At 53.3% G+C, this 18,607-nt stretch carries 19 protein-coding genes; 18 read left to right on the forward strand and 1 reads right to left on the reverse strand.

Going from position 1 to position 18,607, the window contains the following annotated elements; translation table 11 throughout:
• The first annotated feature begins 59 nt into the window (after positions 1-59).
• The 12 genes from plsX (at position 60) to ptsG (ending at position 11,817) form a co-directional block, all read left to right on the forward strand.
• Positions 60-1,139, forward strand: a complete 1,080-nt coding sequence (plsX, locus tag OGV82_RS18145) for a phosphate acyltransferase PlsX (RefSeq protein ID WP_071818860.1) — start codon at positions 60-62, stop codon at positions 1,137-1,139.
• A gap of 76 nt (positions 1,140-1,215) precedes the next feature.
• Complete coding sequence (gene fabH, locus OGV82_RS18150; protein WP_012132830.1) at positions 1,216-2,169, forward strand: beta-ketoacyl-ACP synthase III; 954 nt, start codon at positions 1,216-1,218, stop codon at positions 2,167-2,169.
• Positions 2,170-2,184: 15 nt separating this feature from the next.
• Positions 2,185-3,114 carry an ACP S-malonyltransferase gene (gene fabD, locus OGV82_RS18155; RefSeq protein ID WP_058669003.1) on the forward strand — a complete coding sequence of 310 codons (930 nt, stop codon included), beginning with the start codon at positions 2,185-2,187 and terminating at the stop codon, positions 3,112-3,114.
• Positions 3,115-3,126: 12 nt separating this feature from the next.
• Complete coding sequence (fabG, locus tag OGV82_RS18160; RefSeq protein ID WP_012132828.1) at positions 3,127-3,861, forward strand: 3-oxoacyl-ACP reductase FabG; 735 nt, start codon at positions 3,127-3,129, stop codon at positions 3,859-3,861.
• A gap of 151 nt (positions 3,862-4,012) precedes the next feature.
• Positions 4,013-4,249, forward strand: coding sequence for an acyl carrier protein (acpP, locus tag OGV82_RS18165; protein ID WP_000103754.1), 237 nt, complete (start codon positions 4,013-4,015; stop codon positions 4,247-4,249).
• An 85-nt stretch (positions 4,250-4,334) separates the two neighbouring features.
• Positions 4,335-5,576: a beta-ketoacyl-ACP synthase II gene (gene fabF / locus OGV82_RS18170; RefSeq protein ID WP_012132827.1), complete on the forward strand. Its 1,242-nt coding sequence runs from the start codon at positions 4,335-4,337 to the stop codon at positions 5,574-5,576.
• Between the two features lie 116 nt (positions 5,577-5,692).
• Positions 5,693-6,502, forward strand: coding sequence for an aminodeoxychorismate lyase (pabC, locus tag OGV82_RS18175; protein WP_047457518.1), 810 nt, complete (start codon positions 5,693-5,695; stop codon positions 6,500-6,502).
• A 2-nt stretch (positions 6,503-6,504) separates the two neighbouring features.
• On the forward strand, positions 6,505-7,527 hold the full coding sequence (gene yceG / locus OGV82_RS18180) for a cell division protein YceG (RefSeq protein ID WP_012132825.1): 1,023 nt from the start codon (positions 6,505-6,507) through the stop codon (positions 7,525-7,527).
• The gene (gene tmk, locus OGV82_RS18185; RefSeq protein WP_012132824.1) at positions 7,517-8,158 is read left to right on the forward strand and encodes a dTMP kinase; all 642 of its coding nucleotides are present in this window, start codon (positions 7,517-7,519) and stop codon (positions 8,156-8,158) included. The genes yceG and tmk overlap by 11 nt, the downstream gene beginning before the upstream one ends.
• Positions 8,155-9,159, forward strand: a complete 1,005-nt coding sequence (holB, locus tag OGV82_RS18190; protein ID WP_047457511.1) for a DNA polymerase III subunit delta' — start codon at positions 8,155-8,157, stop codon at positions 9,157-9,159. Before tmk ends, holB begins: the two co-directional genes overlap by 4 nt.
• A gap of 10 nt (positions 9,160-9,169) precedes the next feature.
• Entirely contained in the window at positions 9,170-9,967 is a 798-nt protein-coding gene (locus OGV82_RS18195; protein WP_047457509.1) for a metal-dependent hydrolase, read from the forward strand.
• A gap of 416 nt (positions 9,968-10,383) precedes the next feature.
• Positions 10,384-11,817 (forward strand): PTS glucose transporter subunit IIBC, encoded by a 1,434-nt coding sequence (gene ptsG / locus OGV82_RS18200; protein ID WP_024130440.1) that lies wholly within the window; start codon positions 10,384-10,386, stop codon positions 11,815-11,817.
• 192 nt (positions 11,818-12,009) lie between these two features.
• Here the strand turns inward: ptsG and fhuE are convergent, their stop codons facing one another.
• Positions 12,010-14,208, reverse strand: a complete 2,199-nt coding sequence (gene fhuE, locus OGV82_RS18205) for a ferric-rhodotorulic acid/ferric-coprogen receptor FhuE (protein ID WP_101744298.1) — start codon at positions 14,206-14,208, stop codon at positions 12,010-12,012.
• Positions 14,209-14,562: 354 nt separating this feature from the next.
• Between fhuE and hinT the strand changes: the two genes are divergently transcribed.
• Genes hinT through ycfP form a run of 6 tightly spaced genes read left to right on the forward strand, consistent with a single transcriptional unit; the run spans position 14,563 to position 18,361 of the window.
• Positions 14,563-14,922: a purine nucleoside phosphoramidase gene (gene hinT / locus OGV82_RS18210; protein ID WP_047463701.1), complete on the forward strand. Its 360-nt coding sequence runs from the start codon at positions 14,563-14,565 to the stop codon at positions 14,920-14,922.
• A 2-nt stretch (positions 14,923-14,924) separates the two neighbouring features.
• Positions 14,925-15,299, forward strand: a complete 375-nt coding sequence (locus OGV82_RS18215; RefSeq protein WP_047457506.1) for a YcfL family putative periplasmic lipoprotein — start codon at positions 14,925-14,927, stop codon at positions 15,297-15,299.
• Positions 15,300-15,312: 13 nt separating this feature from the next.
• Positions 15,313-15,954: a penicillin-binding protein activator LpoB gene (gene lpoB / locus OGV82_RS18220; protein ID WP_012132815.1), complete on the forward strand. Its 642-nt coding sequence runs from the start codon at positions 15,313-15,315 to the stop codon at positions 15,952-15,954.
• Entirely contained in the window at positions 15,935-16,759 is an 825-nt protein-coding gene (gene thiK, locus OGV82_RS18225) for a thiamine kinase (protein ID WP_047457503.1), read from the forward strand. The genes lpoB and thiK overlap by 20 nt, the downstream gene beginning before the upstream one ends.
• A 10-nt stretch (positions 16,760-16,769) precedes the next feature.
• Entirely contained in the window at positions 16,770-17,795 is a 1,026-nt protein-coding gene (gene nagZ, locus OGV82_RS18230; RefSeq protein WP_024130435.1) for a beta-N-acetylhexosaminidase, read from the forward strand.
• A 23-nt stretch (positions 17,796-17,818) separates the two neighbouring features.
• Positions 17,819-18,361, forward strand: coding sequence for an alpha/beta hydrolase YcfP (gene ycfP / locus OGV82_RS18235; protein ID WP_012132812.1), 543 nt, complete (start codon positions 17,819-17,821; stop codon positions 18,359-18,361).
• The last annotated feature ends 246 nt before the right edge of the window (positions 18,362-18,607 follow it).

Here is an 18,607-nt window from a genome sequence, read left to right on the forward strand (position 1 = left end):
GCTTAGTGAGGATTTCCCCGCGTAAGCGGGGAAACACCAAACCAGGCAGCGACGATACCTTGACACGTCTAACCCTGGCGTTAGATGTCATGGGGGGAGATTTCGGCCCTTCCGTGACAGTGCCTGCAGCACTGCAGGCACTGAATTCTAATTCGCAACTCACACTTCTTTTAGTCGGGGATCCCGATACCATCACGCCATTACTTGCCAAAGCTGACTTTGAACAACGTTCGCGTCTGCAGATTATCCCTGCACAGTCAGTTATTGCCAGTGATGCCCGGCCTTCGCAGGCTATCCGCGCCAGTCGCGGCAGCTCAATGCGTGTGGCCCTGGAGCTCGTGAAAGAAGGTCGAGCCGAAGCCTGTGTGAGCGCCGGTAATACGGGCGCGCTCATGGGACTTGCGAAATTATTGCTCAAACCCCTTGAGGGCATCGAGCGTCCTGCGTTGATGACGGTTTTACCGCATCAGCAGAAAGGAAAAACGGTGGTGCTGGATTTAGGCGCCAACGTCGATTGTGACAGTACCATGTTGGTGCAGTTTGCCGTGATGGGGTCCGTGATGGCGGAAGAGGTGATTGGGATAACCAATCCCCGCGTGGCGTTGCTCAATATTGGTGAAGAAGAAACCAAAGGTCTCGACAGTATTCGTGATGCCTCTGCGTTGCTCAAAACAGTCCCTTCCATCAATTACATTGGTTATCTTGAAGCCAATGAATTATTGACGGGAAAAACTGATGTGCTGGTATGTGACGGATTTACAGGTAATGTCACATTAAAGACAATGGAAGGGGTTGTCAGGATGTTCCTTTCACTGCTGAAATCTCAGGGTGAGAGTAAAAAACGGTCGTGGTGGCTGCTGTTATTAAAACGTTGGTTACAAAAAAGCCTGACGAGGCGATTCAGTCACCTCAACCCCGACCAGTATAATGGCGCCTGTCTGTTAGGATTGCGTGGCACGGTGATTAAAAGTCATGGTGCGGCCAATCAGCGAGCATTTGCCGTCGCGATTGAACAGGCAGTGCAGGCGGTGCAGCGACAAGTTCCTCAGCGAATTGCCGCTCGCCTGGAATCTGTATACCCAGCCGGATTCGAACTGTTGGAAGGTGGCAAAAACGGACACTCACGGGTGCACAATTAACGGTGTAACCTGAGCGCAACCAACATACCAGCAGTTTGCACGCGGTGGTATATAACCGAAAAGTGACTGAGCGTACATGTATACAAAGATTATTGGTACTGGCAGCTATCTGCCTGAACAAGTGCGTACTAACGCCGATTTGGAAAAGATGGTAGAGACGTCTGACGAGTGGATTGTCACGCGTACAGGCATCCGTGAACGCCATATTGCAGCGCCAAACGAAACAGTCGCGACGATGGGCTATACAGCCGCAAACCGCGCGCTTGAAATGGCGGGCATCGATAAAGACCAGATTGGCTTGATTGTGGTGGCGACCACGTCAGCAACACATGCTTTCCCAAGCGCAGCATGCCAGATTCAGAGTATGCTGGGCATTAAAGGCTGCCCGGCGTTTGACGTTGCAGCGGCCTGCGCCGGTTTTACCTACGCGTTAAGCGTTGCCGATCAGTATGTAAAATCAGGCGCCGTTAAATATGCGCTGGTCATCGGTTCCGATGTCCTGGCGCGCACCTGCGATCCCACCGATCGCGGGACGATCATTATCTTTGGTGACGGCGCGGGCGCAGCGGTTCTGAGCGCATCCGAAGAACCAGGCATTATTTCGACGCATCTTCATGCAGACGGCAGCTACGGTGAGTTGCTGACGCTGCCAAACGCCGATCGCGTCAATCCAGAAAATCCGATTTATCTGACGATGGCGGGCAACGAGGTGTTTAAAGTGGCGGTAACTGAACTGGCACACATCGTTGACGAGACGCTGGCGGCGAATAATCTGGATCGTTCCGCTCTGGACTGGCTGGTTCCGCACCAGGCTAACCTGCGCATCATCAGCGCGACAGCGAAAAAGCTGGGTATGTCGATGGATAATGTGGTGGTTACGCTGGACAGACACGGCAACACCTCTGCGGCCTCTGTGCCGTGCGCGCTGGATGAAGCCGTGCGCGACGGGCGGATTAAAGCCGGGCAGTTGGTATTGCTTGAGGCCTTCGGGGGTGGATTCACCTGGGGCTCCGCGCTGGTTCGTTTCTAGTATAAGGATTTAAACATGACGCAATTTGCTTTTGTGTTCCCGGGGCAGGGTTCCCAGACTGTTGGGATGTTGTCTGAAATGGCAGCCAGCTACCCGATCGTAGAAGAAACCTTTGCTGAAGCTTCTGCGGCGCTGGGTTATGATCTGTGGGCGCTGACGCAGCAAGGGCCTGCGGAAGAACTGAATAAGACCTGGCAGACTCAGCCAGCATTGCTGGCCGCTTCCGTTGCGCTGTATCGCGTATGGCAGCAGCAGGGCGGTAAAGCGCCTGCGCTGATGGCGGGACACAGCCTGGGGGAATACTCCGCGCTGGTATGTGCTGGCGTCATCGATTTCGCTGACGCGGTTCGTCTGGTTGAACTACGCGGCAAATTCATGCAGGAAGCTGTGCCGGAAGGCACCGGCGCAATGGCGGCGATCATCGGTCTGGATGATGCGTCCATCGCCAAAGCGTGTGAAGAGGCGGCTGAAGGCCAGGTGGTTTCTCCGGTGAACTTTAACTCTCCGGGCCAGGTGGTTATCGCCGGGCATAAAGATGCGGTTGAACGTGCGGGCGCAGCCTGTAAAGCCGCTGGCGCAAAACGTGCGCTGCCGCTGCCGGTAAGCGTGCCGTCACACTGTGCGCTGATGAAACCTGCGGCAGATAAGCTGGCGGTTGAATTAGCGAAAATCACCTTCAATGCCCCGACCGTACCGGTTGTGAATAACGTTGACGTGAAGTGTGAAACCGACGCTAACGCTATCCGTGATGCGCTGGTACGCCAGCTGTACAACCCGGTGCAGTGGACGAAGAGTGTAGAATTTATCGCAGCACAAGGTGTTGAACACCTTTATGAAGTGGGTCCAGGTAAAGTCCTCACTGGTCTGACTAAACGTATTGTTGACACCCTGACGGCCTCGGCGCTAAACGAACCGGCGGCACTGTCAGCGGCGCTTGAGCAATAAAAGAGGAAAACCATGAGTTTTGAAGGAAAAGTCGCGCTGGTTACCGGTGCAAGCCGTGGCATTGGCCGCGCAATTGCTGAGACGCTCGTTGCCCGTGGCGCGAAAGTCATCGGTACTGCTACCAGCGAAAATGGCGCTCAGGCCATTAGCGAATACTTAGGTGCGAACGGTAAAGGTCTGATGTTGAATGTGACCGATCCGGCATCTATTGAATCTGTTCTGGAAAATATTCGCGCAGAATTTGGTGAAGTTGATATCCTGGTCAATAATGCCGGTATCACTCGCGATAATCTGCTGATGCGAATGAAAGATGATGAGTGGAACGATATTCTCGAAACCAATCTGTCATCTGTTTTCCGTCTGTCAAAAGCGGTAATGCGCGCTATGATGAAAAAACGTCATGGACGTATTATCACTATCGGTTCTGTGGTTGGTACCATGGGAAATGCGGGTCAGGCCAACTACGCTGCGGCGAAAGCGGGTCTGATTGGCTTCAGTAAATCACTGGCGCGTGAAGTTGCGTCGCGTGGGATTACTGTCAATGTTGTGGCTCCGGGCTTTATTGAAACGGACATGACGCGTGCGCTGTCTGATGATCAGCGTGCGGGTATTCTGGCGCAGGTTCCTGCGGGTCGCCTCGGCGGCGCTCAGGAAATCGCCAGTGCGGTTGCATTTTTAGCCTCTGACGAAGCAAGTTACATCACTGGTGAGACTCTGCACGTCAACGGCGGAATGTATATGGTTTAACCACGAAAAATATTTGCGTTATTGTAGGTCTTGGCCTCAAAATAACGTAAAATCGTGGTAAGAACTGCCGGGATTTAGTTGCAAATTTTTCAACATTTTATACACTACGAAAACCATCGCGAAAGCGAGTTTTGATAGGAAATTTAAGAGTATGAGCACTATCGAAGAACGCGTTAAGAAAATTATCGGCGAGCAGCTGGGCGTTAAGCAGGAAGAAGTTACCAACAATGCTTCTTTCGTTGAAGACCTGGGCGCAGATTCTCTTGACACCGTTGAGCTGGTAATGGCTCTGGAAGAAGAGTTTGATACTGAGATTCCGGACGAAGAAGCTGAGAAAATCACCACCGTTCAGGCTGCCATTGATTATATCAACGGCCACCAGGCGTAAGTGAACATCTCCAGGCGGTCATTCGACCGCCTGAGTTTTATCTTTTTGTCCCACTAGAATCATTTTCCCTCCCTGGAGGACAAACGTGTCTAAGCGTCGTGTAGTTGTGACCGGACTGGGCATGTTGTCTCCTGTCGGCAATACCGTAGAGTCTACCTGGAAAGCTCTCCTTGCCGGTCAGAGTGGCATCAGCCTGATCGACCATTTCGATACTAGCGCCTATGCAACGAAATTTGCTGGCTTAGTAAAGGATTTTAACTGTGACGACATCATCTCGCGCAAAGAACAGCGCAAGATGGATGCCTTCATTCAATATGGAATTGTCGCTGGCGTTCAGGCCATGCAGGATTCTGGCCTTGAAGTAACGGAAGAGAACGCAGACCGTATTGGCGCCGCTATCGGCTCTGGTATCGGCGGTCTCGGACTGATCGAAGAAAACCACAGTTCCCTGGTGAACGGTGGGCCGCGTAAGATCAGCCCGTTCTTTGTTCCGTCGACGATTGTTAACATGGTGGCAGGTCACCTGACCATCATGTACGGCCTGCGTGGGCCAAGCATCTCTATCGCTACCGCCTGCACCTCAGGCGTACATAACATCGGTCATGCCGCGCGTATCATTGCATACGGCGATGCGGACGCGATGGTAGCGGGTGGTGCGGAAAAAGCCAGTACGCCGCTGGGTGTCGGTGGCTTTGGCGCAGCGCGTGCGCTGTCTACACGTAATGATAACCCGCAAGCGGCCAGCCGCCCGTGGGATAAAGAGCGTGACGGCTTTGTTCTCGGCGATGGCGCGGGCATGGTGGTACTGGAAGAGTACGAACATGCAAAAGCGCGCGGCGCGAAAATTTATGCCGAAATCGTTGGCTTCGGGATGAGCAGCGATGCTTATCACATGACGTCACCGCCGGAAAACGGCGCGGGCGCCGCGCTGGCGATGGTCAATGCGCTGCGTGATGCGGCCATTGAGCCGGGTCAGATTGGTTACGTCAACGCCCACGGTACGTCTACGCCGGCAGGCGATAAAGCGGAAACTCAGGCGGTAAAATCTGTCTTTGGCGATGCGGCAAGCCGTGTGCTGGTCAGCTCGACGAAATCCATGACGGGTCACTTGCTGGGTGCTGCGGGCGCGGTAGAGTCCATTTTCTCTATCCTGGCGCTGCGCGACCAGGCTGTTCCGCCAACCATCAACCTGGATAACCCGGATGAAGGTTGCGACCTGGACTTTGTGCCTCACGAAGCTCGTCAGGTTAACGGAATGGAGTATACGCTGTGTAACTCCTTCGGCTTTGGCGGTACTAACGGCTCGTTGATCTTCAAAAAGGTCTAAGTCGTTCCACCAGAGAGTAAAAAGGTCCGCTTGTCGGGCCTTTTTTATTCAGCTTTCTTCCCTTGTCCTGTGTTAACCATCCTGCCACACTAATCGACCACGAATAAGGAGCCACTATGTTCTTAATTAATGGCCGTGAACAGGATTCTCTTGCCGCCAGCGATCGCGCGACACAGTTTGGCGATGGCTGTTTCACTACTGCGCGAATCCGTGACGGTAGAATTTGCCTCCTGCCCGCACACCTTCGCCGTTTGCAGGATGCCTGCGAAAAACTGCTGCTTCCCTTCAGTCAATGGACGGAACTGCAACACGAAATGACGGCGATGGCAGCAGGCCAGAACAGTGGCGTACTGAAAGTTATTCTGAGTCGTGGCAGCGGCGGCAGGGGCTACAGCCCGTCAAACTGTCGTGCGGCCACGCGAATTTTATCCGTTTCTCCTTATCCCACCCATTATGAACGCTGGCGTACGGAAGGTATTACGCTGGCGCTAAGCCCCGTAAGGCTGGGGCGTAACCCTATGCTTGCGGGTATAAAACACCTTAACCGGCTGGAACAGGTACTGATCCGGTCTCATCTTGAGCAGACAAACGCCGATGAAGCGCTGGTTCTTGACAGCGAGGGATGGGTTACGGAATGCTGTGCGGCTAATTTGTTCTGGCGTAAAGAGAATGTGGTGTACACGCCGCGCCTGGATCAGGCGGGGGTAAACGGCATTATGCGACAATTTTGTTTACAGTCGCTGGCACAATCGCCTTTCCAGGTTGTCGAAGTGTATGCCGGGGAGGACGCGCTTATGCAGGCCGATGAGATGGTTATCTGCAATGCGTTGATGCCCGTGATTCCCGTGCGCGCCTGTGGCGATAAACTGATGTTTGCACGTTCATTGTTCGATTTTTTAGCCCCACTTTGTGAGCACCCGAATTAGTCATGAAAAGAATGTTACGCTTTTTCCTTCTGCTGGTCGTTGTGTTGGGCATTGCCGCTGGCGCAGGAATGTGGAAAGTGCGCCAACTGGCCGACAGTCCCTTGTTAATAAAAGAAGAGACGATCTTTACCCTGAAGGCCGGAACCGGGCGTCTGGCATTAGGCGATCAACTTTACGCCGACAAAATTATCAATCGGCCGCGCGTGTTTCAGTGGTTGCTGCGCGTTGAACCTGAATTATCAAACTTTAAAGCGGGCACCTATCGTTTAACGCCTGATATGACCGTACGAGAGATGCTGAAACTGCTGGAAAGTGGTAAAGAAGCACAGTTCCCGCTACGTCTGGTCGAAGGGATGCGCCTGAGCGATTACCTGAATCAGTTGCGGAATGCGCCTTATATTCAGCATACGCTTAGCGATGACCGCTACGAAACCGTCGCGCAGGCGCTGAAGCTGGAGACCCCGGAGTGGCTTGAAGGCTGGTTCTGGCCGGACACCTGGATGTATACCGCCAACACCACCGATGTCGCGCTTCTGAAGCGTGCGCATCAAAAGATGGTTAAAGCGGTAGATGACTTCTGGGAAGGGCGCGCGGAAGGGCTGCCTTATAAAGATAAGAATCAACTGGTGACGATGGCGTCTATTATCGAGAAAGAGACGGCCGTCGCCAGCGAACGCGATCAGGTGGCATCGGTCTTTATTAACCGTCTGCGTATTGGTATGCGTTTGCAGACCGATCCGACCGTGATTTACGGCATGGGGGCGAGTTATAATGGTAAGCTGTCGCGCGCGGCGCTGGAAACGCCGACGGCGTATAACACCTATACCATCACCGGGTTGCCGCCAGGTCCTATCGCCATGCCTGGCGAAGCCTCTTTGAAAGCCGCCGCGCATCCGGCGAAAACGCCGTACCTCTATTTTGTGGCTGACGGAAAGGGCGGTCACACGTTTAACACCAATCTTGCCAGCCATAACCGGTCAGTGCAGGACTACCTGAAAGTGCTTAAGGAAAAAAATGGGCAGTAACTATATCGTCATCGAAGGCCTGGAAGGCGCCGGAAAAACCACCGCGCGTAACGTGGTGGTGGAGACACTTGAGCAACTGGGTATTCACGACATGATTTTTACGCGTGAGCCGGGCGGCACCCAGCTTGCAGAGAAATTAAGAAGTCTGGTGCTGGACATCAAATCGGTGGGTGATGAAACGATCACGGATAAAGCTGAAGTGCTGATGTTTTATGCCGCGCGAGTGCAACTGGTGGAAACCGTTATCAAGCCTGCGCTGGCGAAAGGAACGTGGGTCATTGGCGATCGCCATGACCTGTCCACCCAGGCCTACCAGGGCGGCGGCCGAGGGATCGACCAGACGATGCTGGCGACGCTGCGTGATGCTGTATTGGGCGACTTCCGTCCTGACCTGACCCTGTATCTGGATGTGACGCCGGAGGTTGGCTTAAAACGCGCGCGCGCGCGCGGCGAGCTTGACCGCATTGAGCAGGAGTCTCTGGATTTCTTCAATCGCACGCGTGCCCGCTACCTTGAGCTGGCCGCCAGCGATGCCAGCATTCGCACCATTGATGCGACTCAGCCGCTGGAGGCTGTGATGAACGATATTCGCACAACCGTGACGGCCTGGATCAAGGAGCAGGGTGCATGAAATGGTATCCGTGGTTACGGCCAGACTTTGAAAAACTGGTAGCAAGCTATCAGGCGGGTCGGGGCCACCATGCGTTACTGATTCAGGCGTTGCCCGGAATGGGGGATGATGCGCTGATTTATGCCCTCAGTCGTTATTTGCTGTGCCAGCAACCGGAAGGGCATAAAAGCTGCGGGCGCTGTCGTGGCTGCCAGTTAATGCAGGCGGGTACGCATCCTGACTATTATTCGCTGTTGCCGGAAAAGGGAAAAAGCACCCTTGGCGTGGACGCGGTACGCGACGTGGGCGAGAAGCTGTACGAACATTCTCGACTTGGCGGCGCGAAAGTCGTGTTGATCCCGGATGCGGCCCTGCTGACTGATGCCGCGGCGAATGCCTTATTAAAGACGCTCGAAGAGCCGCCGGAGAAAACCTGGTTCTTCCTTGCCAGCCGTGAACCGGCACGCCTGCTGGCGACTTTACGCAGCCGCTGCCGTCTGCATCATCTTGCGCCGCCATCCGAACAATACGCTGTTTCCTGGCTTTCTCGTGAAGTGACAATGTCACAAGAGACGTTGCTGGCGGCGCTGCGCCTGAGCGCAGGGGCTCCCGGCGCCGCTCTGGCGTTGTTGCAGGCCGACAGCTGGGCGCATCGTAACGCGCTTTGCGAAGCGCTGGCGAATACGCTGCAATCCGGCGACTGGTATATCCTTCTGTCGGTGTTGAATCACGAACAGGCCGCCGTACGTTTACACTGGCTGGCGACGCTGCTTATGGATGCCCTTAAATACCAGTATGGCGCTTCCAGCCTGACAAATCAGGATGCCGGAACGCTGGTGGCGTCGATAGCTGAACGGTTATCCGTCGCACGCATCCAGGCCATACTCAGCGATGTCTGCCATTGTCGCGAACAGCTGATTAACGTGACCGGATTAAACCGCGAACTGGTATTAACCGATCTTATTCTCCGCATAGAGCATTACCTGCAACCAGGCGCCGTGTTGCCTGTTTCCCATCTTTGAGAGAGACATTATGTTTTTAGTCGACTCACACTGCCATCTTGATGGCCTGGATTATCAATCTCTGCATAAGGACGTGGATGACGTGCTGGCAAAAGCCGCCGCGCGCGATGTGAAGTTCTGCCTGGCGGTGGCGACAACCCTGCCCGGATACCGGAGTATGCGCGAACTGGTTGGCGAGCGAGATAACGTTGTGTTTTCCTGCGGCGTACACCCGTTAAACCAGGATGAAACATACGATGTGGAAGACCTGCGTCGCTTTGCCGCTGAAGAAGGCGTGGTGGCCATGGGGGAGACCGGGCTGGATTATTTTTATACGCCGGAAACAAAAGTTCGCCAGCAAGAATCCTTCATTAACCATATTCAGATTGGCCGTGAATTAAATAAACCCGTGATTGTGCATACCCGTGACGCACGCGCCGATACGCTGGCGATTTTGCGCGAAGAAAAAGTGACGGATTGCGGTGGCGTACTACACTGTTTTACAGAGGACAGGGAGACGGCGGGTAAATTATTGGATCTTGGGTTTTATATCTCTTTTTCCGGGATCGTGACCTTCCGCAACGCGGAGCAGTTACGTGATGCCGCCCGCTATGTTCCTCTGGATCGTCTGCTGGTTGAGACGGACTCTCCTTATCTTGCTCCGGTGCCGCATCGTGGTAAAGAGAACCAGCCTGCAATGGTTCGCGATGTCGCAGAGTATATGGCCGTATTGAAGGGTGTTGCCGTTGAAGAACTGGCGCAGGCAACCACTGAAAACTTTGCCCGCCTGTTCCACATCGACGCTTCTCGCCTGCAATCAACCCGTTAACTGAGTTTTTTTAAAGCTCGTAATTAATATTCAAAGCGAGTAAAGTTCACCGCCACAAAATGGGCGGTGAATGAGCGAATTGTAACATTCAGACACTCATTTTGTCAGAATGTGATGGTTTTATGGCTGTCAGGAGCTGAAACGTGATAGCCGTCAAACAAAACCGAGCTTATTTATTTTACTCTGTGTAATAAATAAAGGGCGCTTAGATGCCCTGTCCACGGCGAGGTTCTCCCCCCTCGCCAATGCGTGAAAACGTAGAATACACAAAATCATTCAGGCTGCATCAAGGCGGCAAGTGAGTGAATTGCAGGAGCTTACTTGAGTAAGTGACTGGGATGAACGAGCGCAGCCAACGCTGAGGCGGTTTGAAGGATGAAGTGTATAAGCACAAATACTCAGGAGCACTCCTAATTATGTTTAAGAATGCATTTGCTAACCTGCAAAAGGTCGGTAAATCGCTGATGCTACCGGTATCCGTACTGCCTATCGCAGGTATCCTGCTGGGCGTCGGTTCCGCTAACTTCAGCTGGCTGCCAGCCGTTGTGTCGCACGTTATGGCAGAAGCAGGCGGTTCTGTTTTTGCAAATATGCCGCTGATTTTCGCCATTGGTGTCGCACTGGGCTTCACCAACAACGACGGCGTTTCGGCTCTGGCCTCGGTTGTCGCTTACGGCATCATGGTCAAAACCATGGCCGTGGTTGCGCCGCTGGTTCTGCATTTACCTGCTGAAGAAATCGCAGCAAAACACCTGGCGGATACCGGTGTTCTCGGGGGGATTATCTCCGGTGCGATTGCAGCGTACATGTTTAACCGCTTCTACCGTATCAAATTGCCTGAGTATCTGGGCTTCTTTGCGGGTAAACGCTTTGTGCCGATCATTTCTGGTCTGGCTGCCATCTTCACCGGCGTGATCCTGTCCTTCATTTGGCCACCGATCGGGACGGCTATCCAGACGTTCTCTCAGTGGGCTGCTTACCAGAACCCGGTTGTGGCGTTCGGTATCTATGGCTTCATTGAGCGCTGCCTGGTGCCGTTTGGTCTGCACCATATCTGGAACGTTCCTTTCCAGATGCAGATTGGTGAATACACCAACGCAGCAGGTCAGGTGTTCCACGGCGACATTCCTCGCTACATGGCGGGCGACCCGACTGCGGGCAAACTGTCCGGCGGCTTCCTGTTCAAAATGTACGGTCTGCCTGCTGCGGCTATCGCGATCTGGCACTCTGCTAAACCGGAAAACCGCGCGAAAGTGGGCGGTATCATGATCTCCGCAGCGTTGACCTCGTTCCTGACCGGTATCACCGAGCCGATCGAGTTCTCCTTCATGTTCGTTGCGCCGATCCTGTACGTTATCCACGCGATTCTGGCAGGTCTGGCATTCCCGATCTGTATCCTGCTGGGTATGCGTGACGGTACATCGTTCTCGCACGGTCTGATCGACTTCATCGTTCTGTCTGGCAACAGCAGCAAACTGTGGCTGTTCCCGATTGTTGGTGCAGGTTATGCGATTATTTACTACACCGTCTTCCGTGTGCTGATTAAAGCGCTGGATCTGAAAACGCCGGGTCGTGAAGACGCGAGCGAAGACAGCAAAGTGGGCGCAACCAGTGAAATGGCTCCGGCCCTGATCGCCGCGTTTGGTGGTAAAGAGAACATCACTAACCTCGACGCATGTATCACCCGTCTGCGCGTTAGCGTTGCTGACGTTGCTAAAGTGGATCAGGCTGGCCTGAAGACGCTTGGCGCAGCTGGTGTCGTCGTCGCAGGTTCCGGCGTTCAGGCTATTTTCGGTACGAAATCCGATAACCTGAAAACGGAAATGGATGAATACATCCGCAATAGCTAAGCAGTAAGACGTTGGGGAGAACTAAGGCAGCCAAATGGCTGCCTTTTTTACGCTGTGTTGCCGGATGGCGCGTGGCTTATCCGGCCTACGGTTATAGCACAGTTGTAGGCCTGATAAGGCGTTAGCCGCCATCAGGCTTGCGAGAACGTAAAAAAGGGAGCCAGATGGCTCCCTTTTCGTCAGTGGCGTTTATCAGAACTGATAGCTTGCAGTAATGCTGACGTTACGTGGTTCGCCGTAGACAATAGAACCATCGATATTGGTGTCGTAGGTTTTGTCTAACAGGTTGTTGATGTTGCCCTGTACGGCGAAGTTTTTGGTTACCTGGTAGCGAGTGAACAGATCCACTAACGCATAGCTGCCTTGTTCCGCGCGCCATGTGCCGTATGGTGTGACAGTGTCGCTGCCGTGAACACGGTTCTGCCAGTTAACGCCACCGCCGACGGTCAACTCAGGCATGACTGGCAGACGGTAGCTGGTAAACAGCTTCACGGTTGTACGTGGCAAGTTCGGATTCACCGCATTTCCCTCGTTATCTTCCGCGATAAAGCGCGTTGCGCCGAAGGTCATCTGCCAGTTGTCGGTGATAGCGCCGTTAATTTCGAATTCAACGCCTTTGCTGACGGTTCCGTCTACCGCTTTATACGCGGTGTCGCCGTTACTACCTGAAATCGGTCTACCGGTCGACTGACCGACGTTATCCTGCTCAATACGGAAGACCGACAATGTGGTGGTCAGGCGGCTGTTCATCCAGTCAGATTTCAAGCCCACTTCATAGTTATTACCCGTAATAGGGGTGAGATATTTACCCGAGCTATCACGATAGTTCTGTGGCTGGAAGATGGAAGTATAGCTGGCGTAGGCAGACCAGTTATCATCAATGTCATATACCAGTCCGGCATATGGCGTGGTATGGTTTTTCTCCATCCGGTAGGTCAGCGTGTCGATACTCCAGTTGGTGTAGCGAGCGCCGATGATCAGATGCAACGGATCGGCCAGCGAAATGCGGGTCGCTGCATAGAGCGATTTCATGTGCGTGGTATCATCCTGGGCAACGGTTTGTTGACCCCAGTTTGTTTCCGGGAAGTTACCGTCGTAGTTGTAGAAATTGCCCAGTTCATCCGGGAATACGTTCGCCCAGGTATTCATATAGCGGTTATTTTGTTTGCTGTAGCTTCCGCCGATCATCAGGTTATGCTGACGGCCAAACAGGTCGTAGCCCCCATCGGTGAAAAGATCGACAGCATCGACTTTACGTTTGCCGCTGTTCCAGCCCGTACCGCCAATGTAACCGTACTCTGGCCCATAGTTGGCGTAAGGGCCAACCAGCATACCGGTGTCTTTATTGACATAGGCATCCAGGTACATCATTTTACTGTCGAATTTGATTTCAGAATGCGTGGCGTTGAGCGTTGCCTGCCAGGTATCCGCAAAACGCTGCTTCAGCGTGACAAAGACCTTATTAAACTCTTTATCGTTGTAAGCCCAGTCTGGAGCGGTACTGCGCGAGCGGTCATATTTGTTGGTGCTGCCATCCGTATTCCAGCGAGGTAAACCGCCCCAGGTCGGGCTGTTAACGTCGATGCGTTGATATTCATACCCGGCGGAAAGGCTGGTTGTGCTCCCCAGATCGGCATCGATAATGCCGGAGAAGAATGTTTTCTCGCTGTTATAACGATCCAGCCATGAGTCATTGTTCTGATAACCCGCAACAATCCGCGCACGTACGTTACCGTCTTCTGTCAGCGGGCTTTGTAAATCGGTTACGTAACGCTGTTTGTTCCAGCTTCCATATTCCGCAGACACATTACCTTTGAATTCACGGCTGGTGGCATGTTTGCGGATCATATTGATAGACGCGGAAGGGTTGCCGGTTCCGGTCATTAATCCATTTGCGCCGCGTACGACTTCCACACGTTCAAACAGGGCCGTGTCAGAAAGGGCATCGCCAAGATTCCAGCGTGATTCAAAATAGGTGGGGATGCCATCGACCATGTAGTTGTCGATGAGGAAACCGCGTGAGTAGTAGAGGTTGCGGTCGGAGTCTGACTGGCTTCTGCTGATACCCAGCGTGCTGTCCATCACATCGCCAAGGGTTTGTAATTGCTGATCAGCCATGCGTTGCTGGCTGATGATACTGACAGACTGAGGAATATCGCGCTGCGCCATCTGCATTTTAGTGCCAGCGGTTGTCGTTTTAACGTTGTAGTCCTGTTCTTCATCGCTGGACGTGTCGGCTTGTGATGCGCTATCAACAACGATTGTTTCTTCTGTTGTGGTAGCGGCGAAGCTGGTGGAAGGCATCAATGCCATAGCGATGCAGGCTGCCAGCAGTGTGGGAACTGCGGCAGGCTGACGCTGCTCATCCTGGGTGTGTGTTGTGAAAGACATCGAAAAACCCCTAATAATGATGAACGTTAAGTTCAAACCATGAAATGGCATGGCGAACCCTTTTAATTTTCTAACCATCAAATGCGCATGAAAATGCAAATGCGAAATATACGCACTTGCATTAATGCTGTAAACAGATGTTACGGGTGAAAATGAAATCTTGTTTCAGTGCTATGAGGTGCAGAGAGAAGAGGGAAATGAGTATAAGCGCAGCAACTGACAGATTTTTTGCTTAATAAATCGTGGGTTAAAGTTGAAAGAGCGTGAGTAACTCGCTCATACTCTATACTCGCAGTGTGGCTCGGCGTAGCATGGCACAACGTTATGGCTAATTTTGAAAAAAGGAAAAATGTCGTGGCAGAAGAAACTATATTCAGCAAAATTATCCGTCGTGAAATCCCCTCGGATATCGTTTACCAGGATGAACTGGTTACCGCATTTCGCGATATTTCGCCGCAGGCGCCCACGCACATTCTGATCATCCCGAATACCCTGATCCCAACGGTTAATGATGTCACGGCGGAGCACGAACAGGCGCTGGGCCGTATGATCACCGTCGCGGCAAAAATTGCCGGGCAGGAAGGCATTGCCGAAGACGGCTACCGCCTGATCATGAATACTAACCGTCATGGCGGGCAGGAGGTTTATCACATTCATATGCACCTGCTGGGTGGGCGTGCGCTGGGGCCGATGCTGGCGCATAAAGGCCTCTGACAATGACCAGAGGATGCCTTGCGATATCACTGGTCTTACTGTTGCTTGCGGGTTGTCGCTCACACCCTGAAATTCCGGTCAGTGATGAACAGACTCTGGTAATGGAGTCAACGCTGCTGGCGGCCGGTATCACGGCGGAAGCGCCTGCGTTGACGACGTCCGATATTCAGCCTTCTGCATCCTCACGCCTCTATAACGAAAGGCAAGAACCCGTTACCGTGCATTATCGGTTTTACTGGTATGACGCCAGAGGGCTGGAAATGCATCCTCTGGAAGCGCCACGCAGTGTGACTATCCCGGCGCGTTCGTCGGTCACGCTGTATGGCAGCGCCAATTATCTGGGGGCGCATAAGGTTAGACTTTATCTTTATTTGTAAGGGGTGAATTTTGATGATGAAAATGAATCGCTACGCACTGGTGGCCGCGCTGGCGATATTTCTCTCCGGTTGTGTGGGGCAACGTGAACCCGCACCGGTTGATGAAGTCAAACCGGCGCCGGAACAGCCAGCTGAGCCGCAGCAGCCTGTGCCGGTCGTGCCATCGGTGCCGACGATCCCGCAGCAGCCGGGCCCGATTGAACACGAAGACCAGACCGCACAGCCTGCGCCGCGCGTGCGCCATTATGACTGGAACAGCGCGATGCAGCCGATGGTCGGAAAAATGCTTCAGGCTGATGGCGTAACGGCGGGTAACGTACTGCTGGTCGATAGCGTAAATAATCGCACCAACGGTTCGCTCAACGCGGGCGAGGCCACAGAAACTTTACGTAATGCGCTGGCGAATAACGGTAAATTTACGCTGGTTTCCGCGCAGCAACTGGCGATGGCGAAGCAGCAACTGGGTTTATCACCGCAGGACAGCCTCGGTACGCGCAGTAAAGCGATTGGCATCGCCCGTAACGTAGGGGCGCAATATGTGCTCTATTCCAGCGCGGCGGGTAACGTCAATGCGCCATCGCTGCAAATGCAGTTAATGCTGGTACAAACTGGCGAGATAATCTGGTCAGGTAAAGGTGCAGTCCAGCAACAATAATCTACTGACGCGCGACGACGTTTTGTCGCGCTACTTCCCGCAATATCATCCCGTCGCCGCCTGCCACAACGGATTAAGCGGCGGGAGTTGCATCATTGAACATGACGCTCGCCGTCTGGTGCTCCGTTGCCATCATGATCCCTTCGCGCCTGAATCTGATTTCTTGCGTCAGTATCACGCGTTGTCACGTTTACCGGAAACCCTTGCCCCCAGACCGCATTTTTATATTCCCGGCTGGATGGCGGTGGACTATTTGCAGGGAGAGGTAAAATCTGGATTACCGGATACCGACGAACTGGCGGGCTTACTGTATCATCTGCATCAACAACCGCGTTTCGGCTGGCGTATTTCGCTGTTACCGCTGCTTATGCGCTACTGGCAGGGGAGCGATCCGGCACGCAGGACGCCGTACTGGCTACGGATGCTAAAACGGCTGCGAGCGGCGCGGGAACCTCGTCCGCTGCGTCTGGCGCCTTTGCATATGGATGTCCACGGCGATAACCTGGTACAGACGGCATCGGGGCTACGGTTGATTGACTGGGAATACGCCGGGGACGGCGATATCGCTCTGGAGCTGGCCGCTGTATGGGTAGAGGATGAGCGGCAGCATCAACGGCTGGTGAGATCCTATGCCGCCGTTGCGCATATCTGTCCGCAAACGCTATGGCGGCAGGTCAGGTTATGGTGCCCCTGGGTAATGATGCTGAAAGCCGGATGGTTTGAATACCGCTGGCAGCAAACCGGCGAACAACAATTTATCAGGCTGGCCGACGACGACTGGCGGCAGCTGAAAAAGAAAGGATAAGGAGAGCAGTGTGGGGCCAGTAATGTTGGATGTCGAAGGGTTTGAGCTGGACGCAGAAGAGCGCGAGATTCTGGCCCATCCGCTGGTGGGGGGGCTGATCCTCTTTACGCGTAATTATCATGACCCGGAGCAACTGCGCGAGTTAGTCCGCCAGATTCGGGCGGCTTCGCGCAATCATCTGGTGGTGGCGGTTGACCAGGAAGGCGGACGCGTACAGCGTTTTCGTGAAGGTTTTACCCGCCTGCCAGCCGCACAATCTTTTGCTGCGCTGCACGGGCTGGAAGAAGGGGGCAAACTGGCGCAGGATGCCGGGTGGCTAATGGCCAGCGAGATGATCGCGATGGACATTGATATCAGTTTCGCGCCGGTGCTGGATGTCGGGCATATCAGCGCAGCAATTGGCGAGCGTTCTTACCATGCCGATCCGCTTAAAGCTCTGGCAATGGCGACGCGTTTTATCGACGGGATGCATGCTGCCGGAATGAAAACCACCGGTAAGCACTTCCCCGGACACGGGGCAGTCACTGCCGACTCGCACAAAGAAACGCCAACCGATCCGCGTCCTGAGGCGGAAATTCGCGCCAGGGATATGTCGGTGTTCCGTTCGCTAATCACCGGGAACAAACTTGATGCGATTATGCCGGCACACGTCATATACAGCGATGTCGATCCGCGTCCGGCGAGTGGTTCACCACACTGGCTGAAAACGGTGCTGCGTGAGGAGCTTGGTTTTGATGGCGTGATTTTCTCCGATGATCTGTCGATGGAAGGAGCGGCGATTATGGGGAGCTACGCGGAGCGCGGGCAGGCGTCGCTGGATGCGGGTTGCGATATGATCCTGGTCTGTAATAATCGTAAAGGAGCGGTCAGCGTGTTAGATAATCTGTCGCCGATCAATGCAGAACGTGTTACGCGTTTGTATCATAAAGGTTCATTTTCGCGTCAGGAGTTGATGGACTCCGCACGCTGGAAAACGGTCAGCGCCCAGCTTAACCAGTTGCATGAACGCTGGCAGGAAGAAAAAGCAGGTCATTAACCCGAGTTTTGTGTGAGGATGCGATGATTATCTATTTACACGGTTTTGACTCCAACAGTCCGGGTAACCACGAGAAGGTGTTGCAGCTACAGTTTATTGATTCGGATGTCAGACTGATCAGCTATAGCACACGGCATCCCAAACATGACATGCAGCATCTGCTGAAAGAAGTAGATAAAATGTTGCAACTGAATGTGGACGATCGGCCATTAATTTGTGGCGTAGGACTGGGTGGGTATTGGGCGGAGCGGATTGGCTTCCTGTGCGACATACGCCAGGTGGTATTCAACCCTAATCTGTTCCCCTATGAGAACATGGAAGGCAAAATCGACCGCCCGGAAGAGTATGCCGATATCGCAACGAAATGCGTCACCAATTTCCGCGAAAAAAACCGCGATCGCTGCCTGGTGATCCTGTCCCGGCATGATGAAGCGCTGGACAGCCATCGTTCGGCAAAAGAGCTGCATCATTTCTATGAAATTGTCTGGGACGAAGAGCAGACCCATAAATTTAAGAATATCTCTCCTCATTTACAGCGGATAAAAGCGTTTAAAACGTTAGGTTAAGCCGTTGTAACCCGATCACCCCCCTCAGAAACCAGCCTTCGGGCTGGTTTTTTTATGAGCATTCAGGCAGGGTTGTCTATCTTTTCAGCGAGAAAACTTGATGTACATCAATTTTGGTATGACCAATGCACCGTTCGTGTTATTCTCACTAGCGAAGTCACTTTGCATTACCGTAACTTGTTGTTAATTAAAGGCTATATTTATAACTTTTACTTAACAATTGGTTAATAAATTTAAGGGGGGTCA

The organism is Citrobacter sp. CK191, from assembly GCF_030333435.1.
In the GTDB taxonomy this organism is placed as follows: Bacteria; Pseudomonadota; Gammaproteobacteria; order Enterobacterales; family Enterobacteriaceae; genus Citrobacter_B; species Citrobacter_B koseri.